Source organism: Shewanella yunxiaonensis, assembly GCF_018223345.1.
GTDB classification, from domain to species: domain Bacteria; phylum Pseudomonadota; class Gammaproteobacteria; order Enterobacterales; family Shewanellaceae; genus Shewanella; species Shewanella yunxiaonensis.
Genome location: NZ_CP073587.1, coordinates 3,775,001 through 3,794,531, shown reverse-complemented (window position 1 = coordinate 3,794,531; position 19,531 = coordinate 3,775,001). Strand labels below are relative to the sequence as shown.

At 47.6% G+C, this 19,531-nt stretch carries 19 protein-coding genes and 1 rRNA gene (1 of these 20 only partly in view); 11 read left to right on the top strand and 9 right to left on the bottom strand.

Annotation, left to right across the window (positions count from 1 at the left end):
• Window positions 1-106: 106 nt before the first annotated feature.
• The 3 genes from glmU to glmS all read left to right on the top strand — a co-directional run bounded on the left by glmU (window position 107) and on the right by glmS (window position 4,268).
• Window positions 107-1,471: a bifunctional UDP-N-acetylglucosamine diphosphorylase/glucosamine-1-phosphate N-acetyltransferase GlmU gene (gene glmU / locus KDN34_RS17330; RefSeq protein WP_212594928.1), complete on the top strand. Its 1,365-nt coding sequence runs from the start codon at window positions 107-109 to the stop codon at window positions 1,469-1,471.
• A 173-nt stretch (window positions 1,472-1,644) separates the two neighbouring features.
• Window positions 1,645-2,418: a DeoR/GlpR family DNA-binding transcription regulator gene (locus KDN34_RS17325; protein ID WP_212594927.1), complete on the top strand. Its 774-nt coding sequence runs from the start codon at window positions 1,645-1,647 to the stop codon at window positions 2,416-2,418.
• Between the two features lie 20 nt (window positions 2,419-2,438).
• Complete coding sequence (gene glmS, locus KDN34_RS17320) at window positions 2,439-4,268, top strand: glutamine--fructose-6-phosphate transaminase (isomerizing) (protein ID WP_212594926.1); 1,830 nt, start codon at window positions 2,439-2,441, stop codon at window positions 4,266-4,268.
• 4 nt (window positions 4,269-4,272) lie between these two features.
• On the opposite strand, the gene KDN34_RS17315 is transcribed toward glmS, so the two are convergent.
• The 4 genes from KDN34_RS17315 to cysP form a co-directional block, all read right to left on the bottom strand.
• A complete protein-coding gene (locus KDN34_RS17315; RefSeq protein ID WP_212594925.1) occupies window positions 4,273-5,403 on the bottom strand; it encodes a sulfate/molybdate ABC transporter ATP-binding protein in 1,131 nt (376 codons plus the stop codon).
• The gene (gene cysW / locus KDN34_RS17310; protein WP_212594924.1) at window positions 5,400-6,266 is read right to left on the bottom strand and encodes a sulfate ABC transporter permease subunit CysW; all 867 of its coding nucleotides are present in this window, start codon (window positions 6,264-6,266) and stop codon (window positions 5,400-5,402) included. The genes KDN34_RS17315 and cysW overlap by 4 nt, the downstream gene beginning before the upstream one ends.
• A 9-nt stretch (window positions 6,267-6,275) precedes the next feature.
• Window positions 6,276-7,121, bottom strand: coding sequence for a sulfate ABC transporter permease subunit CysT (cysT, locus tag KDN34_RS17305; RefSeq protein ID WP_212594923.1), 846 nt, complete (start codon window positions 7,119-7,121; stop codon window positions 6,276-6,278).
• Window positions 7,122-7,262: 141 nt separating this feature from the next.
• On the bottom strand, window positions 7,263-8,270 hold the full coding sequence (cysP, locus tag KDN34_RS17300) for a thiosulfate ABC transporter substrate-binding protein CysP (RefSeq protein WP_212594922.1): 1,008 nt from the start codon (window positions 8,268-8,270) through the stop codon (window positions 7,263-7,265).
• 214 nt (window positions 8,271-8,484) lie between these two features.
• On the opposite strand from cysP, the gene cysM reads away from it, so the two are divergent.
• Window positions 8,485-9,363 carry a cysteine synthase CysM gene (gene cysM / locus KDN34_RS17295; protein ID WP_212594921.1) on the top strand — a complete coding sequence of 293 codons (879 nt, stop codon included), beginning with the start codon at window positions 8,485-8,487 and terminating at the stop codon, window positions 9,361-9,363.
• Between the two features lie 38 nt (window positions 9,364-9,401).
• Here cysM and KDN34_RS17290 read toward each other — a convergent pair whose 3' ends face one another.
• Complete coding sequence (locus KDN34_RS17290) at window positions 9,402-9,737, bottom strand: hypothetical protein (protein ID WP_212594920.1); 336 nt, start codon at window positions 9,735-9,737, stop codon at window positions 9,402-9,404.
• 845 nt (window positions 9,738-10,582) lie between these two features.
• A complete protein-coding gene (locus KDN34_RS17285; RefSeq protein ID WP_212594919.1) occupies window positions 10,583-10,834 on the bottom strand; it encodes a hypothetical protein in 252 nt (83 codons plus the stop codon).
• A 58-nt stretch (window positions 10,835-10,892) separates the two neighbouring features.
• Between KDN34_RS17285 and cyoA the strand changes: the two genes are divergently transcribed.
• The 6 genes from cyoA (at window position 10,893) to KDN34_RS17255 (ending at window position 17,040) form a co-directional block, all read left to right on the top strand.
• Window positions 10,893-11,879 (top strand): ubiquinol oxidase subunit II, encoded by a 987-nt coding sequence (cyoA, locus tag KDN34_RS17280; protein ID WP_212594918.1) that lies wholly within the window; start codon window positions 10,893-10,895, stop codon window positions 11,877-11,879.
• 8 nt (window positions 11,880-11,887) lie between these two features.
• Window positions 11,888-13,873 (top strand): cytochrome o ubiquinol oxidase subunit I, encoded by a 1,986-nt coding sequence (gene cyoB, locus KDN34_RS17275; protein ID WP_212594917.1) that lies wholly within the window; start codon window positions 11,888-11,890, stop codon window positions 13,871-13,873.
• Window positions 13,870-14,481 (top strand): cytochrome o ubiquinol oxidase subunit III, encoded by a 612-nt coding sequence (gene cyoC / locus KDN34_RS17270; RefSeq protein ID WP_212594916.1) that lies wholly within the window; start codon window positions 13,870-13,872, stop codon window positions 14,479-14,481. The genes cyoB and cyoC overlap by 4 nt, the downstream gene beginning before the upstream one ends.
• A gap of 8 nt (window positions 14,482-14,489) precedes the next feature.
• On the top strand, window positions 14,490-14,816 hold the full coding sequence (cyoD, locus tag KDN34_RS17265; protein ID WP_228730383.1) for a cytochrome o ubiquinol oxidase subunit IV: 327 nt from the start codon (window positions 14,490-14,492) through the stop codon (window positions 14,814-14,816).
• 11 nt (window positions 14,817-14,827) lie between these two features.
• Window positions 14,828-15,712, top strand: a complete 885-nt coding sequence (gene cyoE, locus KDN34_RS17260; RefSeq protein ID WP_212594914.1) for a heme o synthase — start codon at window positions 14,828-14,830, stop codon at window positions 15,710-15,712.
• A 99-nt stretch (window positions 15,713-15,811) separates the two neighbouring features.
• Window positions 15,812-17,040, top strand: a protein-coding gene (locus tag KDN34_RS17255; protein WP_212594913.1) for an IS3 family transposase whose coding sequence is annotated in 2 segments (ribosomal slippage) — window positions 15,812-16,163 and window positions 16,163-17,040 — 1,230 coding nt in all. Because the reading frame shifts where the segments join, the coding sequence is not laid out codon by codon here.
• Between the two features lie 34 nt (window positions 17,041-17,074).
• Here KDN34_RS17255 and KDN34_RS17250 read toward each other — a convergent pair.
• From KDN34_RS17250 to KDN34_RS17240, 3 genes are all read right to left on the bottom strand, one after another.
• A complete protein-coding gene (locus tag KDN34_RS17250) occupies window positions 17,075-17,266 on the bottom strand; it encodes a DUF2061 domain-containing protein (protein ID WP_212594912.1) in 192 nt (63 codons plus the stop codon).
• Between the two features lie 118 nt (window positions 17,267-17,384).
• Window positions 17,385-18,287 (bottom strand): 1,4-dihydroxy-2-naphthoyl-CoA synthase, encoded by a 903-nt coding sequence (locus tag KDN34_RS17245; protein ID WP_212594911.1) that lies wholly within the window; start codon window positions 18,285-18,287, stop codon window positions 17,385-17,387.
• Window positions 18,288-18,346: 59 nt separating this feature from the next.
• Entirely contained in the window at window positions 18,347-18,697 is a 351-nt protein-coding gene (locus KDN34_RS17240; RefSeq protein ID WP_212594910.1) for a hypothetical protein, read from the bottom strand.
• A gap of 588 nt (window positions 18,698-19,285) precedes the next feature.
• On the opposite strand from KDN34_RS17240, the gene KDN34_RS17235 reads away from it, so the two are divergent.
• Window positions 19,286-19,531: ribosomal RNA gene (locus KDN34_RS17235) — 16S ribosomal RNA — on the top strand; it runs 1,297 nt beyond the window's last position.

The following is a 19,531-nucleotide window of genomic DNA, read 5'->3' as shown; positions in this document are numbered from 1 at the left end:
AAAGGCGCCTTATGGCGCCTTTTTTATCGCCTGCAATTTGGGATAGACACTGCATCAGACGAGCAATTTGGTTAGAATGTGGCGTCATTTGTTAAAGGAAGTGGTTATGTCGCTCAATGTTGTGATCCTCGCTGCCGGAAAGGGAACCCGGATGCGTTCTGATTTACCCAAAGTTCTGCATAAAGTTGCCCACAAAACTATGGTGCAGCACGTCATCGATGTGGCAAAAGCGCTTGATGCTGCACAGATCAATCTGGTGTACGGTTATGGTGGCGCTAAGCTACAAGCAGCGGTGCGCGATCCGCAGTTGAATTGGGTTGAACAGTCACAGCAGTTGGGTACTGGTCACGCGGTGGCACAGGCTATCCCATACATCAAAGATGAAGATACTGTGTTGGTACTTTATGGTGATGTGCCGCTGATCCGCCAGCAAACATTAGTGGCGTTGTTACAAAGTCGTCAGCCGGATGGTGTGGCAATGCTCACCGTTAATCTGGCAAACCCCAGCGGTTATGGTCGAATTTTACGGGAAAACGGCAAAGTTGTTGGCATTGTAGAGCAGAAAGATGCAACCGTAGCGCAACTGGCAATTACCGAAGTCAATAGCGGTATTATGGCGTTGCCTGGCAAACAGCTGAAGCACTGGCTGAGCCAATTGAACAATAACAATGCGCAAGGGGAATTTTACCTGACCGATGTGGTGGCGATGGCACATAAGGATAATGTCATTATTACTACAGCACACCCGACAGATGCCATTGAAACCGAAGGTGCGAATAATCGGGTACAGTTGGCAATGTTGGAGCGCGCTTACCAAGCGCGTATGGCCGAGCAGTTAATGCTAAATGGCGCCAATCTTCGAGATCCTGCACGTATCGATATTCGCGGAGATGTGACCGTCGGTCAGGATGTCATGATCGATATCAATGTCATCTTTGAAGGCAAGGTGGTTCTGGGTAATAACGTCACCATCGGTGCCGGTGCCATTCTGATCGATTGTGAAATAGCCGATGGTGGCGAGGTGAAACCTTATACCGTGGTGGAAGGTGCCAAAATCGGGGTAAATGCCAACGCCGGGCCGTTTGCCCGTTTGCGTCCTGGCGCTGAATTGAAAGCGGATGCCCATGTGGGTAATTTCGTAGAGATGAAAAAAGCGGTGCTGGGGGAAGGTTCTAAAGCTGGGCACCTGACATATCTGGGCGATGCGCAGATAGGTAAAGGCGTCAATATTGGCGCAGGCACTATCACCTGTAACTATGATGGTGCCAACAAACATCTTACCGTGATTGAAGACGATGTGTTCGTTGGTAGTGACACCCAGCTGGTGGCTCCGGTATCCATTGCCCGTGGCGCCACATTGGGTGCCGGTTCTACTATTACCAAAGATGTGGGCGAAGATGAGCTGGTCATTACTCGTGTAAAACAGAAACATATCAGTGGTTGGCAGCGACCCGTTAAAAAAGCTAAATAGCCATTGCCTTAAGTTTCGTTTCGAAAGCACTCATTCACGGGTGCTTTTTTTATTTCTAGCGTTAATTATACTGTATGACTGCTTAATAAGCCTGAATGACGTTAAAATTTTACTTGTGGTTATATTTCGTTTGAATATAATTTCTTTCAAATCGAAACATGAATTATCGATAAATGCTAAAACGGAACACCCAACAGCGGCGCCGAGCCATTGTTGAACAGTTGAATCAAACCGGAGAAGTCAGTGTTGAACAACTGGCACAGGCGTTTGATACCTCTGAAGTGACTATCCGCAAAGATTTAGCGGCTCTGGAAACTGATGGACTATTACTACGCCGCTATGGTGGCGCGGTGCCACTACCGCAAGAGTTAACTGTGCCACAGCGGGGTCCGTCAGCCAATCAGTTAGCTATCGCTCGCAAAGCGGCAGAACTCATTCGCGATCATAACCGTATCATCATTGATTGCGGCTCTACTACTCTCGGGCTTATTCCAGAGTTGAATAGCAAACGTGGATTGGTGGTGATGACTAACTCATTGCAACTCGCCAATGCCGTCCATGAACTGGAAAACGAACCAACATTATTGATGACTGGTGGCACTTGGGATCCTCATTCGGAGTCATTTCAGGGGCAAATGGCTGAGCAGGTTTTGCGTTCCTATAACTTCGATCAACTGTTTATTGGCGCAGATGGTATCGATCTCAGCCGGGGCACAACAACCTTTAACGAGCTCACTAATCTTAGCAAGGTGATGGCTGAAGTGTCGCAGCAGGTAGTGGTGATGCTGGAATCAGACAAGTTGCAGCGGCGCATTCCCAATCTGGAATTGCCCTGGTCGCAGATATCCACGGTCGTTAGTGACGATCGTTTATCTCCCCCGGCGGCAGATATTATTCGTGGGCACGGCATCGATGTATTACTGGTGCCCTATCAAAATTCAAACTAAGAAGTAACGCAGGAAATAACATGTGTGGAATAGTTGGCGCCGTGGCGCAAAGGGATGTGATGGAAATTCTGCTGGAAGGCTTGAAACGGCTGGAATATCGCGGCTATGACTCAGCAGGTATGGCGGTGATCCATGAGCAGCAACTACAACGTGTGCGCCGAGTGGGTAAGGTGCAGGAGTTGGCTGATGCGCTGGTGCAGCAGCCTCTGGTCGGCGGTACCGGTATTGCTCATACCCGCTGGGCGACTCACGGCGAACCTAACGAACGTAACGCGCATCCGCACCAATCCAGCGGCGATATCGCCGTAGTGCATAACGGCATTATTGAGAATCATGCCGAACTGCGCCACAAGCTTACCGAACTCGGTTACCGCTTTGAGTCTGATACCGATACCGAAGTGATCTGCCATCTGGTGCATCACGAACTGAAAACCCACGAATCCTTGCTGGCAGCGGTCCAGGCCACAGTGAAACAGCTGGAAGGTGCTTATGGCACTGTTGTTATTGACCGCCGTGACAGCGAGCGCTTAGTGGTGGCTCGTAGCGGCAGTCCGCTGGTGGTGGGTTATGGCTTGGGTGAAAACTTTGTGGCATCAGACCAACTGGCGTTGTTACCCGTAACCCGTTCTTTTTCCTATCTGGAAGAAGGTGATGTTGCTGAAATTACCCGTCGGAAAGTGAGTATTTTCAACAGTAAAGGCGAAGCGGTTGCACGCGAGATTAAAGAATCTGAAATCACGCATGATGCGGGTGATAAAGGTGCGTTTCGCCATTACATGCTGAAAGAGATCCATGAACAACCGTTGGCGTTGACCCGCACCATGGAAGGCCGTATCGCCTATGGCCAGGTGTTGGCATCCGCTTTTGGTGATAATGCAGAAGCGTTATTGAGTGGTATTCGTCATGTACAGATCATCGCTTGTGGTACCAGTTATCATGCGGCAATGACCGCACGGTACTGGCTGGAACAATGGGCAGGTGTTTCCTGTAATGTGGAAATTGCTTCAGAGTTTCGCTACCGCAAATCCTTCACATATCCTGACAGCTTATTTGTGACTATTTCTCAGTCTGGAGAAACCGCTGATACGCTGGCGGCGTTGCGCTTGGCAAAACAGATGGGGTACAAAGCCTCTCTGACCATTTGTAATGTACCGGGTTCATCTCTGGTGCGCGAGTCAGATATGGCGTACATGATGAAAGCGGGTGCGGAAATCGGTGTGGCATCGACTAAAGCTTTTACTGTGCAGTTAGCTGGATTGCTGATGTTGACTGCGGTTATCGGTCGCTATAACGGTATGAGTGCCGAGACTGAAGCTGCTATGGTGCACAGCTTGCAATCCTTACCCGCAAAAGTTGAGCAGACTTTAGGGCTGGATGAAACCATCGCGGGTTTGGCAGAAGACTTTGCTGACAAGAGTCATGCGTTGTTTTTAGGTCGTGGCGATCAATACCCTATCGCCATGGAAGGTGCACTAAAGCTGAAAGAGATCTCTTATATTCATGCAGAAGCTTACGCGTCTGGTGAATTGAAACACGGACCGTTAGCATTGATAGATGCCGATATGCCGGTAATTGTAGTAGCACCGAATAATGAATTGTTGGAAAAGCTTAAATCCAATGTGGAAGAGGTACGGGCTCGTGGTGGTTTGATGTATGTATTCGCGGATGTGGATGCTAACTTCCGGTCCGACGACTCCATGAAGGTTATTTCTGTGCCCCATTGCGATGAGTTTATTGCGCCGCTTATCTACACTCTGCCGCTGCAATTACTGTCCTATCATGTGGCCCTGATAAAAGGCACTGACGTAGACCAGCCGCGAAATCTGGCCAAGTCAGTGACAGTTGAATAAGGGGTTAGATATCAAATACCAGGCTGCCGGGTGGCAGGAACGGCCAATTGAGACGTGTGGCTGAACCGTCACCTTGTGCAGCAAAAAAGTAGCCTGTTTGTGGGGTTACAAACACTCGGTCGCCCTTTTGTAATCCCTTTTCTTGCAGCTGGTGGTGGGTAAATTTTGCCTCCCACAACTGTTCGCTATGCCAGCCGCTCGGTGCTAACTCCACCCGAACCTCTGCACCGATGGGTGTAATGGAGACAATATCAAACGGTAAATTCACCTGGCTGTTAGGTTTATCAGACAAGGCGAGTTCATGACTGCGGACATACAATGCGCCGTTTTGCTGCAATTGCGGTTGTTCTGGCGGCACGATAAATGCCTCACCATTGCGCCAGCACTGTTGTTGCCATTCGGCAGTAAACACGTTGACGTTACCCAGAAAATCAAACACAAAACGGCTATTAGGTTGGGCATATAGCTCAGCCGGGGTGTTAACCTGTTCTATGTGGCCGTTGCTCATCACCACCACCCGATCTGACAGCTCCAATGCTTCGTCCTGATCATGAGTGACAAACACACTGGTGAATTTCAGTTCATCATGCAGACTACGTAACCAGCGACGCAGTTCTTTTCGCACTTTGGCATCCAACGCGCCAAAGGGTTCATCCAACAACAACACCTCTGGCTGCGTCGCCAGTGCCCGCGCCAGCGCAATGCGCTGTTTCTGTCCACCAGAGAGTTGCTCGGGATAGCGCTGTGCCAGATGACCGAGCTGCACGGTTTCTAACAGTTGTGAGACTCTTTTGTGGATCTCAGCCGCTGCTGGCCGCTGTTTGCGCGGCATGACTTGCAGGCCAAAAGCGACGTTTTCGGCGACTGTCATATGGCGAAACAGCGCGTAGTTCTGAAACACAAAGCCGACCCTACGTTCGCGCACATGCACCCTTGTCACTTCTCGGTCACCAAAATACAGTTGGCCGCTATCTGCACCTTCAAGCCCGGCAATAATCCGTAGTAGCGTGGTTTTACCAGAACCTGATGGTCCCAGCAGACCGATCATCTCGCCATCGTCAATATCGAGATTGAGCGGTGAAAGCGCCTGAAACTGGCCAAATTGCTTGGAAATATTGCTAAGACGAATACTCATAATTGGCTCTGCTCATTATCATTATTGACGGATAAACTGCGTTGTTGCTGCCATTCAACAGCGGCTTTCAGCAGCAAAGTAAAGAGGGCGATTAGTGCCAGTAGTGAAGCGCTGGCGAACGCGGCTTGGGCTTGGTAATCCTCATAAAGTAATTGTACGTGCAAAGGTAGGGTATTGGTTTCGCCACGAATGTTGCCGGATACCACTGCGACAGCACCAAACTCACCTACCGCTCTGGCATTGGTCAGAATTACCCCGTAAATCAGTGCCCATTTGATGTTGGGTAAGGTCACGCGGCGAAACAGTTGCCACCAGGAGGCTCCGAGGATTACCGCCGCTTCCTCTTCCGCGGCACCCTGTTGTTGCATCAATGGGATCAGTTCGCGTGCCACAAACGGACAAGTGACAAAAATGGTTACTAACACGATCCCTGGCCAGGCAAACATCACCTGCAGATCATGTTCAAACAACCAGGCCCCCAGCCAGCCACTGTTGCCATACAGCAACAGGTAGAGTAAGCCTGCCACCACGGGCGACACGGCAAAGGGAATATCAATCAGCGTGATCAGTATTTTGCGCCCCGGAAATTCGAAACGGGTGACGCTCCAGGCCAGTAGCACACCAAAAACTAAGTTTATTGGTACAGTCAGTGCTGCCACCATCAAGGTGAGGCCGATGGCGTGCAGGGTATCGGGTTGGCTTAAGTGTTGAATGTACAACCGCCAACCACCAGCGAAGGCCTGCTGAAAAATACTGGCTAGCGGTACCACCAATAATAAGCCGCTGAGTAATACCGCTAGCGCGATCAGACTCCACTTGATGATAGGTGCATCACCCACTCTGGAAGGCTTAAATGCGTACATGCGTGCTCCTTAACGTCCGCGAATACGTCGCAAATAACGTGCTTGCCAGAGGTTTATTAGCAGCAGTAGCAGTAATGAAGTCATGAGCACCACTGAGGCAATGGCGCTGGCGCCAGCAAAATCAAACTCCTGTAGCTTCACAAAGATCATCAACGAAGTGATTTCACTGATGTAAGGCATATTGCCAGCGATAAAGATCACCGCACCAAACTCACCAAGGCTGCGCGTAAATGACAGTGCGGTACCCACCATCAATGCCGGCCACAACGATGGCAGAATAATGCGCCAAAATACTGCACGGTCTGAGGCTCCAAGCGTCATACCCGCTTCCTCCTCATCGTGAGAGAGTTCTTCGAGCACCGGCTGCACCGTGCGCACCACAAATGGAATACTGGTAAAGACCATGGCAACCACAATACCCAAAGGCGAGTAAGCCACTTTAATCCCCAATTGCGTCAGCAAACTGCCAAGTTGCCCATTTTCTGCATATAGCGTTGCAAGCGTGATACCGGCAACCGCGGTCGGTAACGCAAACGGCAGGTCGACTAATGCATCCAGTAGCCGCTTTCCGGGAAATTCATACCGGACTAGCACCCATGCCAGCAATAGGCCAAACAAGCAGTTAAACAATGATGCCGCCAGTGCTGACAATAAGGTCACCCGATAACTGGCGACTACCCGCGGATCGGTAATCACGCCCCAATATGCAGACCAGCTCATGGTCCCGGTTTGCATGATCAGTCCCGTAGTCGGCAGTAACAGGATCAAACTGACAAACAGCAACGACACGCCCAAGCTGATGCTGAATCCAGGCAGAACCCGTTTATGGCGCAAGCGCCCGTTAGTTGAAATCACAGAATTTGCCACCGCATTACGTTAACTGGGATAACCCTATTTAGCGATCTATGGCTGTATTGCCAGATGAATACCTATTATTTGCAAACAGACCTGGAATTAGCCCAGGTCTTAGTTGCAGCACAGCCTGTATGTCTGGTGTTAGCGTTTCAACAGTTGATCGAGCTTTGCGCCGTTTGCAAATTGGGTTTTCATCGCGTTATCCCAGCCACCGATGATTTGTTCAACGGTTAGCAAATCCACTTCTGGAAATTTATCTGCAAATTCTGCCTTCACCTTGGCGTTATGCACCCGGTAGTTAAAACCTGCTAGCAGCCGCTGCGCTTCTTCACTGTAAAGGTAATTGAGGTATTCGGTCGCTAACGCTTCAGTACCGTTGCGTTTGGCATTCTTTTCAACAACCGCGACAGGAAATTCAGCCAGAATTGAAGTCTTTGGCACCACAACCTGATAATCATCACTGCCATATTGCTGACGAATGTTATTCACTTCAGATTCAAAGGTGATCAACACATCACCGATACCACGTTCAACAAATGAGGTTGTGGCACCGCGACCGCCGGTATCAAATACCGCGACATTAGCGAGGAATTTTTTCAGGAATTTATCCAGATCTGCCTGATCTTCCTTACCATAAATTTTCTGCGCATAACCCAAAGCGGCTAAGTAGGTATAGCGTGCATTACCTGAGGTTTTGGGATTAGGAAACACCAGCTTCACATCATCTTTGGTTAAATCGCCCCAATCGTGGATCTGTTTGGGGTTTCCCTTTCTCACCAGAAACGCAATGGTGGAATAGTAAGGCGAGCTTGAGTTTGGTAGCAGTTGTTGCCAGTTCGCAGGGATCAGCTTGCCGCGATCTGCCAGAATTTGCACATCCGTGACCTGATTAAAGGTCACCACATCGGCCGGCAGTCCTTGCAGAATGGAACGTGCTTGTGCAGAAGAACCGGCGTGAGACTGTTTAATCTCCACGGTTTTACCGGTTTGCTCTTGCCAGTGTTTGATAAACATTGGGTTGTAGGCGCTAAACAGTTCCCGGGCGATGTCATACGAAGAGTTCAGCAGCGTTTGATCTGCCGCCGCCACATTGAGCGATGTTCCCAGAAACAGGGTTCCCAACACGGCTTTTATCATTTTTACTGGCATTTTTACTCCCTCATTCGGTCACTGTGTCAGTGTGATGGCTGATAGAGTAATAGATGTTAATTTTTATAATAAGATGCCTATCTAGAGCTTTTTGGAATAACTATGAGCAATTTATTGTATGCGCCAAGCACTATTCACTGTGTTTACCAGAAGTAAGGCTCATAGAATAAGGCATCGTTTAATTGCGTTTAATCAAGAATAAAGGACCTATATCGTGTCTGATTTTCCCACCATTGAAACCTGCATCGGGCAAACACCGCTGGTACGTCTGCAGCGGCTAAACTGTGGTTCCTCTACGGTTTTGCTAAAACTAGAAGGCAATAATCCGGCTGGTTCGGTAAAGGATCGGGCAGCGCTGAATATGATCGTGCAGGCTGAACTGCGGCAGGAAATCCACCCTGGGGATACGCTGATTGAAGCGACCAGTGGTAATACGGGGATTGCGCTGGCGATGGTGGCCGCCATTAAAGGCTATAAGATGATTTTGATTATGCCTAAGGATTCCACTCAGGAACGTAAGGATTCGATGCAAGCTTACGGCGCGGAATTGCTGCTGGTGGGTAATATGGAAGAAGCGCGGGATTTGGCGTTAACGATGCAGGCGGAAGGTAAAGGCAAAGTATTGGATCAGTTTAATAACCAAGATAACGCTAACGCTCATTTTCTAACTACGGGGCCGGAAATCTGGCAACAGACGAATGGCAAGGTAACGCATTTTGTCTCCAGTATGGGGACTACCGGCACCATTATGGGGGTGTCGCGCTATCTGAAGGAGCGTAATCCAGCTATCACTGTTGTCGGGTTGCAACCTGCGTCAGGCAGTTCAATTCCCGGAATTCGCCGTTGGCCACAAGCATATTTACCCGGTATTTTTGATGCTGCCCGTGTAGATTTGATCATGGATATTACCGAACAGGACGCGAAGGATATGGCCAGAAAACTGGCGCAAGAGGAAGGTATTTGTGCGGGCGTCAGTTCCGGTGGTGCGGTGTTTGCCGCCCTAGTGCTTGCCCAACAGCATCCAGGATCAACGGTGGTGGCTATCATCTGTGATCGCGGTGATCGTTACTTATCTTCTGGGCTTTTTTCCTGACGTTTTATCGCTGATGTTGGGACGCTTATTCTGAATGATTATTGACGGTGTTGATTAATGCGGTTGGTTAAGGATTTATCCAGCCGTTTTTCATCATCCGTTAGCGCACATTTAAAGCCAAAACCTAGATGCTCTGCTTCCGGGTTAAGCTGTGTTGGCATTTTTACCACTCGATAACAACGATCTCCTTGCTTAACGATACGGTTGGGATCGAGTGGTGAGTCGAGCGAACCATTGCGTTCTCCTATTGGAATTGTCGGTAAGACTAATCTCTCTGGCTCAGGCGTTATGACACTCAAACTTTTGCGTGCAGACTGCTTCTTGGCATATTGGGTCGCTCCCTGATTTAACTTGCCGGACTGTTGCTGTTGCAAATAGTGGGAAGTGATGTCTTGGATGGAGGATATGTTGCTGGCAGTTGCCTCAGTTGTGGCTGCTGAACTTTTATCATTTTTTGCTGAATCGTGGGTGCGAAGGCGATTGGCTGATACCTTGCTTCTGTGTTGAATACTTTCCTGTTGTGTTGTTCTTGCTTGCTTCTGTCATGGGGTGTAGTGGTGCGTTTTTTGTTGGTGCCTGATACAAAAAGGCATGAATTGGCCTAACTGTGTTAGTCGTTATCGTGATGCGGTTTGGTGTCGTTGTTTTATAAGAGAAGCCTAGTGCAATCAATAAATGACAAAATACCACTGGAAGCAAAATACACCATAGCGGCGTCGCGTTAATGCCGTGCTTATTGTTATCAACGGGTATGGCGTAAAGTTTGTCATGCAATCCCTGCAATAGTTGCCTACATCAACATTTTTTGAATTAGCACGCGACCATACAGTTCATGGAGTTTCGGCCAAAAACGCCTAAACCATCTCGTTATTCGGTAAACGGGGTGTTTTAGGGGGATAGTGGCTAATAGGTCGCTGCATTAGGAACTAATAAACGAGGGTGAGTATTTGGCGTTATTTACTTTGCATAGTCATCATTGAAAAATTTCATCACGGCAATATAAGCGAGTTAATAAATAAGTGTTTGTTAATATTATTTATAATTTTCAAAAACTTATATTAATTTATAGCATGCTATGGGTATGATTGATCTTGCTTTGGTGGGGTAAATAAACAATGTGCGGTTTAACCACTTAACCATTGTGTGTTCAGAATATTTTTGTGATAATCTTCACGTTTATCGAACTGAGCAGACAAAAGTCACACTTTGTTTGTGTGTATCAGTGGCGTAAATCAAGAGTCAGACTACTCTTCGTTGTCAGATTACTTTGATGGATTATGGCGCGTGCGCCTGTTTTCATTGGGTTTTCTGTTAAATAAACGGTAGCTTGGCTGGAAAATAATAAAAAATTTTTTCCGATACTAAAGTTTGTTTTTTTCGCCACTATCCAAAGGTTTGATTTATACAGATTGGTTCTGGCGTCTATTATATCGCCGCTGAAAGTTTGTTCGGTATTAATAGCGTTGTTCACGCTACTGCCCTCCTGGCAGTGGATGTTATCAACCTCTGTCGTTAGAGGAAGGTTCTTTGTGTTTATTCGTAGCCTAAGTAAAGTCGCTTTGGCAGCTATGGCCTTATTCCTGGCCGGCTGTGAGGGGGGCGTGCTCGACCCGAAAGGACATGTAGGGTTGCAGGAGAAAAATCTGATTATCGTCGCTACAGTGTTGATGCTGATAGTGGTTATTCCGGTAATCTTTATGACCCTGTACTTTGCGTGGAAATATCGTGAAGGTCGTGACGAGCTCTATATGCCTAAATGGGCGCATTCAAACAAGATCGAAACTGTCGTTTGGATAGTTCCGATTATCATTGTTGTTATTCTAGGTACTATTACCTGGAAAACCACTCATGAGCTGGATCCGTACCGGCCGTTGGATCACGAACGTGATCATCTAACGGTTGAAGTGGTATCTCTCAACTGGAAGTGGCTGTTCATTTACCCAGAACAGGGAATTGCTACAGTCAATGAGTTGGTATTTCCAAAAGATGTGCCGGTGCAGTTCAAGATCACGTCTGACTCGACGATGAACTCATTCTTTATTCCCCAGTTGGGTAGTCAAATCTATTCCATGGCTGGTATGGAAACTAAATTGCATCTGATTGCGAATGAAGCAGGTACTTTTGATGGTATGTCTGCCAACTATAGCGGTGCAGGTTTTACCGGAATGAAGTTCAAGGCTACGGCAACACCAACGGATGCTGACTTTGAGAAGTGGGTAGCTTCCGTTAAAGCTAATAGCGCTGTGCTCGATGCGCAGAGTTACGACGAATTGGCTAAACCCAGCGAAAACAACCCTGTGCAGTATTATGGTGCGATAACTGATGGCATGTTCCATCAGATAGTCATGAAGTACATGCAGCACTATAACGACTGGGGTAAAGGCGGTCACGAACATGGCGAACATCAGGAACATCAGGAACATAAGAGTTCTGATGCTGGTGAGTCTGGTATGCAGATGATGCATCACGATTCGTCATCTGCCGTTGAACACGCCAAAGCTAATGGGGAGGCGTAGGAGTCAACATGTCTTTATTAGGTAAACTCTCTCTTGATGCGGTTCCTTACCACGAACCCATTATTATGGTTACCCTTGCAGCTGTTGCTGTAGGCGGTTTGGCCCTGTTGGCCATTTTAACCAAGTACAATGCATGGGGTATGCTCTGGAAAAACTGGATCACCTCTGTCGATCACAAGCGTCTGGGTATCATGTACATCGTTGTAGCGATGATCATGTTAGTCCGTGGTTTCGCTGACGCGATTATGATGCGTACTCAGTTGGCACTGGCGACTAATGGTGCCCCGGGCTACCTTCCACCCGAACACTATGACCAGATCTTCAGTGCTCACGGTGTCATCATGATCATCTTTATGGCGATGCCATTTATGATCGGTTTGATGAACATTGTGGTGCCATTGCAGATTGGTGCGCGTGATGTGGCTTTCCCTTTCCTGAATAATCTGAGCTTCTGGTTGACCGCATCTGGTGCGGTGTTGATCAATATCTCATTAGGGGTTGGTGAATTCGCCCGTACCGGTTGGGTAGCATATCCGCCATTGTCTGAATTGACATTCAGTCCTGGGGTCGGTGTTGACTACTATATTTGGGCCTTGCAGATATCGGGTCTGGGTACCCTGCTCACCGGGGTTAACTTCTTGGTGACAGTATTCAAGATGCGCGCGCCAGGCATGAAGTTGATGCAGATGCCTGTATTTACCTGGGCCTGTACTTGGGCAAATATTCTGATCGTCGCTTCATTCCCCATTCTGACCGCAACCCTTGGTCTGTTGACCTTGGATCGTTATCTGGATTTCCACTTCTTCACTAATGAAGCGGGTGGTAATGCGATGATGTATATCAACCTGTTCTGGGCTTGGGGTCATCCAGAAGTTTATATTCTGGTGTTGCCAGCGTTTGGTATTTTCTCTGAAATTGTGGCGACATTTAGCTCTAAAAAGCTATTTGGTTATACCTCCATGATCATGGCCAACGGCGCTATCTCGATCCTTGGTTTTATTGTGTGGTTGCACCACTTCTTCACCATGGGATCTGGCGCTAACGTTAACGCCTTCTTCGGTGTTATGACGATGATTATCGCGGTGCCAACAGGCGTGAAGCTGTTTAACTGGATTTTCACCATGTTCCGCGGCCGGGTGCGAATCACTGTGCCTATGTTGTGGACCTTGGGCGCAATGACCACCTTCACCATCGGTGGTATGACTGGGGTGTTGCTGGCGGTACCCGGTGCAGACTTTGTTCTTCACAACAGTTTGTTCCTGATCGCTCACTTCCATAACACCATTCTTGGTGGCGCGGTATTTGGTTATCTGGCAGGTTTCTCTTACTGGTTCCCGAAAGCTACCGGCTTCAAGCTGAATGCTAAATATGGTAAAGCCGCTTTCTGGTGCTGGCAGATTGGTTTCTATGTTGCCTTTATGCCGCTGTACGTGTTGGGCTTCTTGGGTATGACCCGTCGTCTGAACCACACCGATAACCCAGACTGGAATATCTGGTTGTATATCGCTTGTGTCGGCGCGGTAATTATCCTGTTTGGTATCATCTTCCAGTTCGTTCAGTTGTATGTATCCATCCGTGATCGTAACCAGAATCTGGATACTACTGGTGACCCATGGGGTGCCCGTACACTGGAGTGGTCAACTGCATCACCACCACAGTTCTATAACTTTGCCAAAACACCTGAAGTGCACAGCATTGATGCCTTTATGGAAGCGAAGGAAAACGGTACTGCTTATGCTAAGCAGGCTGAGTATGCACCAATTCACATGCCGAAAAATACTTCAGCAGGCGTTTTAATGGGTGCTGCGCTAACTGTTATGGGGTTTGCTTTGATATGGCATATCTGGTGGTTAGCTATCGTAGGTTTTGTCGGAACTATCGGCATCTTTATTGCCCGAGCTTATAACACCGATGTGGACTACTACGTACAGCCTGATGAAGTAAAACGTATTGAAGAAGCCCATCTGAAAAATGTTGCGGAGGTTGCGGCATGAGCACCCTGAGTCACACAATGGATGCTGGCGCACACGACGAGCATCATCACGATACAGGTAAGGTCACGCTCTTTGGCTTCTGGCTTTACCTGATGACAGACTGTCTGCTGTTTGCGTCTGTATTTGCTACCTATGCAGTGTTGTTTATGAATACTGCTGGCGGGGTATCTGGTCACGATATTTTTGAGCTGGATTATGTTGCTGTGGAAACCGCAGCACTGTTGCTCAGTAGTATCACTTATGGTTTTGCGATGTTGGCAGCCCATAAGAAGAATGTATCAGGCACACTCGGTTGGCTGGTGATCACCTTCCTCTTTGGTGCGGTGTTCATCGGAATGGAAATCAATGAGTTCCATCATCTGATTGTTGCAGGAAATGGTCCTGATCGCAGTGCTTTCCTGTCCGCATTTTTTGCATTAGTAGGTATGCACGGTCTGCACGTAACTGCTGGTTTGATCTGGATGGCCATTATGATGATGGAAGTGATCAAACGTGGTTTGGGTGACCGTACGCTGACCCGTCTGGGATGCCTGAGTATGTTCTGGCACTTCCTGGATGTTATCTGGATCTGCGTATTTACTGTTGTGTACCTGATGGGGGTAATCTAATGAGTGATATGGCGAATCAAGCGGCTCATGATGACGGCCACGGCAGCGTCAAATCTTATCTGATTGGATTTGTATTATCTGTCATCCTGACGGCTATCCCGTTTGCGGCGGTAATGTCTCACCAGTTGAGTAAGCCCGCAACCGTTGTGCTGGTTGTGCTCATGGCTGTCATACAGATCATTGTGCATCTGAAATACTTCCTGCATCTGGATTTCACTCCGCATGGTAAAGAAAATGCTGTGGCGTTTATCTTCTCTGCAGTGATTATCGGGCTGGTAGTCGGATTATCCATCTGGATTATCTACAGTGCTAATGCGCTGATGATGTATATGTGAGTAATAGTGTCATGATGAAACCCTATCTCAACGTCACCAAGCCGGGCATTATTATCGGCAACTTAATCTCTGTTGCTGGTGGATTTTTCCTAGCTTCCAGAGGACATGTTGACTGGTCATTAATGTTGGCTGCGATTGTCGGATTATCCTTAGTCGTCGCGTCTGGTTGTGCAATTAATAACTGCATCGACCGAGACATTGACGCCAAGATGAAACGAACACGGAACCGTGTGACAGTTACTGGTGAACTGTCGGCATCGAAAGCTTTCTGCTTTGGTGTGCTGTTGGGATGTTTGGGGTTTGCGGTATTAGCAATCTACACCAATGCCATGGCAACCCTGTTTGCGGCGATTGGTTACATCGTTTATGTGGGCTTTTATAGCCTATATATGAAGCGTAAATCGGTTTATGGAACTGTGGTTGGGAGTCTTTCTGGCGCAGTTCCGCCAGTGGTGGGATATTGTGCCGTGTCAGGACAGTTTGATGCCGGAGCGGCTATTCTGTTGCTGATGTTTTGTTTGTGGCAAATGCCCCACTCATACGCCATCGCCATATTCCGATACGATGACTACAAAGCTGCCAATATTCCAGTATTGCCAGTGGCTCAAGGAATTGCTAAAGCCAAGTTGCACATAGTGCTGTATATCGCGGTATTTAGTATTGTGACCGCGCTGCTTCCGTTAACAGGTTATACCGGTACAGCCTTTATGGTGGTCGCTTGTTCAACCAGTTTATGGTGGTTAGCGATGGCCCTGCGTGGCTACCGTAGTGATGTTGATGTGAATGGCTGGGCTCGTCAGGTGTTTGCGTTTTCCATCTTCACTATCACCGCGCTTAGTATCACTATGGCGCTGGATTTCAGAATGGTGACGCCGCAACTGTTCGTCCAGTTGTAAATGCTGCACACTTTTAGACAAAAAAGCCCGGCATCGTCCGGGCTTTTTAATTCGCGATTGTCCCGTCCTGAAATACGTTGACATAAAGAGGACTTCTTTATGGCGACATCAACTAACTCAAGCCGTAAGCGCACGCAACGTGATTACACCTTAGCCTTTAAATTAGGTGTCGTAGAGCGTGTCGAAAAAGGCGAGATGACGTACAAACAAGCCCAGAAGCGCTTTGGCATTCAGGGCAAGACAACCGTACTCGTTTGGCTCAGAAAGCATGGTAGACTCGATTGGTCGAAACCTTTTCAGCATCCCCTTATGCCACATTCAAAAGAAACCCCAGCACAAACTATCAAACGCCTTGAGCGTGAGTTAGCCGAAGAGAAACTGCGTAACCAAATCCTCAATGGTATGGTCGATATCATGGATAATGAATACGGAGCTGGTTTAAGAAAAAAGTACTTATCCGGTATGTCTGGCAAGCCAAAGCCAAAAGCGAAATAAACCTGGCAGCCGCATGTCGTGCTGTCGGTATTTCAAGGCAAGGTGTTTACCAGGCAGTTGCCCGGATGAATAGTCGGAGAACGGAATTATCGGTCATCAAAGACTCCGTACAATACTGGCGTAAATATATGCCGCGATTGGGCACACGCAAGCTCTACACATTGATAAAACCTATGCTGATTGAACAGGATATCAAACTCGGACGGGATGGATTCTTTACCTATTTGAGAAATGAGGGCTTGCTGGTTAAACCCAAGAGAAGTTACACCAAAACGACGTTTAGCAAGCACTGGATGAAGAAGCATCCTAACCTGCTGAAAGCAGACGGGCTGCATGATGCAGAGCATGTACTGGTCAGCGATATCACCTATCTTGAGTCAGACCAAGGCGTGCACTATTTGTCACTGGTTACCGATGCCGTATCACGCAAGATAGTCGGTCATCACTTGAGTACGGACATGAAAGCAGACAGCGTGGTGAAAGCGCTGAAAATGGCGGTTAGGGATAAGCGCTATATCGCTAATGCAGTGCATCACTCAGACCGGGGAGCGCAATATTGCTCAGCCGTTTATCAGGATGCGCTGCAGGCGAGTCAAATCCAGCCGCCAATGACAGACGGTTATGATTGCTACCAAAACGCGTTAGCTGAGAGAGTGAATGGCATACTGAAGCAGGAGTTTTTCCTGTATCGATGTAAAACGCTGGAAGAGCTGAAGATACTTGTTCGAGAATCGATAGCGATATATAACGAAATGAGACCACACCTGAGTTTAGATATGGCAACACCCAATCAGGTGCACAATAGAAAAGGCCAGCTACGGGAGCTGGCCTAAAAACTGTCAACCTATCTTAGGACGAGACAGATGTTTAAATAGCAACTGAAGGATGTTTAGCTTCCCACTTCTTCCAGAATTTATCGTGAAAGTAAAACACGACAGTATTAATACTCGGTTCTATCAATGCTACAGCGCCACCGACCAATACACTACCGGTTAACAGATAAGTGATGCTGAAAGCCACACTAAAGTGCAGCACAGCAAAGGTTAATGTCTTAATCATGCCCCACCTCCCATTTGTTTATGTGTTAATGATAATTGTTATCATATAAAAATAAACAGGAGGATTCCGATTATGCTAAACGGAAAATGCGTTCGACATTAATCCAACTTCAACGATGTTAGTAGTACCAAGGAAATTCAGAGAAATCCTGATCGCGTTTTTCCAAAAATGCATCCCGGCCTTCTTGGGCTTCAGCGGTACCATAGGCTAAACGAGTCGCCTCTCCCGCAAATAGCTGTTGTCCCACCAGACCATCATCTGGCAAGTTGAAACCATATTTCAACATACGCATTGCTGTCGGGCTTTTGGAGTTGATTTCTTTGGCCCAACGTAAAGCTTCTTGTTCCAGTTCGGCATGTGGTACTGACTTATTCACCATGCCCATAGCAAAAGCTTCGTCGGCACTGTAATTAAACCCACAAAAGAAAATTTCCCGAGCGCGCTTTTGACCGATCATTTTTGCGAGATAAGCGCTGCCATAACCAGAATCAAAGCTGGCAACATCAGGATCTGTTTGTTTGAAAACTGCATGTTCTTTAGAGGCTAATGTCAAATCACACACAACATGTAAACTATGACCGCCTCCTACCGCCCAACCAGGAACGACCGCAATCACTACCTTGGGCATAAAACGGATCAGCCGCTGCACCTCAAGGATATGAAGTCGTCCCATCCGTGCCAAATCAGCCTTTCCCGCTTCGACACCTTCATACTTATAACCGTCTTTGCCACGAATACGCTGATCACCACCGGAAGAAAAAGACCATTGTCCTTTTGCCGATGGCCCATTACCCGTCACTAAAACACAGCCAACATCAGACCACTGGCGGGCGTGGTCTAGTGCGGTATACAGCTCATCAACCGTTTTGGGACGAAAGGCATTAAGACAATCGGGACGGTTAATAGCAATTCTGACCGTACCCTGCTCTTTAGCTCTATGGTAAGTAATATCTTCAAAATCAAAGCCTGATACTGGCTCCCAAGATTTAGTGTCAAAGATATCAGATACGAATTGCGACATAGTTACAGCCCTTAAGTAAAAGCGTTAGTTAGAAATTTATCGACGATACTGCATCCTGATTAAAAGTTATCGCAAATAAACTGAAGATTGTCCTTACTGAATACTGGATGTGACATGACATCACTGCGGCAATACTCATCCTTGAAATCTGAAAAGGTATCAGGACTTTCCAATACCTTATTCAACTCTTGCAGTTCAGCATTAGACAATCGCTCGCCGAGAGTTGACCTTAGTTTTGCACGCTTTTGATCGATACGGATAATTTGAGTTCCTGTCATCGCATCCAGTTTGCGTTCTATCTTATTCAGTAGCGCTTCTGATTTTGCGATAGGCTCATCTAGCTTATCTGTCTTAGTCGCAAGGTAGTAAACAATAGCAGCGAGCACTGCCAGAATAATCCATCCTCTCATCGTGGCTCCTTCAACTCTCGTGTGCAAGATAACGCAATAATACTTCAGGTTGTGGTAAATAGTGCAGAATTCCAGTTTAACGTACGCTGACTGGCGAGAAATTTTTTAGTCTTATTAGGCAAAATTCGGAGAGCTTGCCTACACTGAATAGACGGATGTTTATCTAAGTCCCCTGCAAAAGTCGGTAATAGGCGCTTATTTGTACCATAACCATTTAACTTTTAAGCGGTTGGATGGTTTCTTGAACAAACGGAAAAATTCTTTTATTTAGCCCTTGCGCAAACAGCTAAGGGGCCTATAATGCGCACCCACTGACACGGCAACAGCGACACGCTGGCGGTGTTGAGGACAAGGCGGCAAGGCTGAATTGTCCTGGCGAAAAAAGATTGGCGAAAGCCACTTGACGCCAAAACGGGGTGGTGTAGAATGCACGTCCCTGTTCGGAGATAAGCCCGAACAACGCTCTTTAACAATTGATGAGACAAGCAAATCTGTGTGGGCACTCGCAGTGAACGAATCGCAAAACGATTTAAAACTCACTGAAGAGTGTTCGAACAAAGAACAGTCATTCATAGAGTCTAAAACTTTTAATTGAAGAGTTTGATCATGGCTCAGATTGAACGCTGGCGGCAGGCCTAACACATGCAAGTCGAGCGGCAGCGGGAAGTAGCTTGCTACTTTGCCGGCGAGCGGCGGACGGGTGAGTAATGCCTGGGAATTTGCCCATTCGAGGGGGATAACAGTTGGAAACGACTGCTAATACCGCATACGCCCTAAGGGGGAAAGCAGGGGAACTTCGGTCCTTGCGCGAATGGATAAGCCCAGGTGGGATTA

What these genes read in the sequence shown, in the direction of transcription:
- KDN34_RS17250 (WP_212594912.1), bottom strand. Translation starts at nt 17,266, where the DNA reads ATGATTAAGACATTAACCTTTGCTGTGCTGCACTTTAGTGTGGCTTTC.
- cyoE (WP_212594914.1), top strand. Translation starts at nt 14,828, where the DNA reads ATGATGAAACCCTATCTCAACGTCACCAAGCCGGGCATTATTATCGGC.
- cysP (WP_212594922.1), bottom strand. Translation starts at nt 8,270, where the DNA reads ATGCCAGTAAAAATGATAAAAGCCGTGTTGGGAACCCTGTTTCTGGGA.
- glmU (WP_212594928.1), top strand. Translation starts at nt 107, where the DNA reads ATGTCGCTCAATGTTGTGATCCTCGCTGCCGGAAAGGGAACCCGGATG.
- KDN34_RS17245 (WP_212594911.1), bottom strand. Translation starts at nt 18,287, where the DNA reads ATGTCGCAATTCGTATCTGATATCTTTGACACTAAATCTTGGGAGCCA.
- KDN34_RS17240 (WP_212594910.1), bottom strand. Translation starts at nt 18,697, where the DNA reads ATGAGAGGATGGATTATTCTGGCAGTGCTCGCTGCTATTGTTTACTAC.
- cysW (WP_212594924.1), bottom strand. Translation starts at nt 6,266, where the DNA reads ATGTACGCATTTAAGCCTTCCAGAGTGGGTGATGCACCTATCATCAAG.
- glmS (WP_212594926.1), top strand. Translation starts at nt 2,439, where the DNA reads ATGTGTGGAATAGTTGGCGCCGTGGCGCAAAGGGATGTGATGGAAATT.
- cyoB (WP_212594917.1), top strand. Translation starts at nt 11,888, where the DNA reads ATGTCTTTATTAGGTAAACTCTCTCTTGATGCGGTTCCTTACCACGAA.
- KDN34_RS17325 (WP_212594927.1), top strand. Translation starts at nt 1,645, where the DNA reads ATGCTAAAACGGAACACCCAACAGCGGCGCCGAGCCATTGTTGAACAG.
- cyoC (WP_212594916.1), top strand. Translation starts at nt 13,870, where the DNA reads ATGAGCACCCTGAGTCACACAATGGATGCTGGCGCACACGACGAGCAT.
- KDN34_RS17315 (WP_212594925.1), bottom strand. Translation starts at nt 5,403, where the DNA reads ATGAGTATTCGTCTTAGCAATATTTCCAAGCAATTTGGCCAGTTTCAG.
- cyoD (WP_228730383.1), top strand. Translation starts at nt 14,490, where the DNA reads ATGGCGAATCAAGCGGCTCATGATGACGGCCACGGCAGCGTCAAATCT.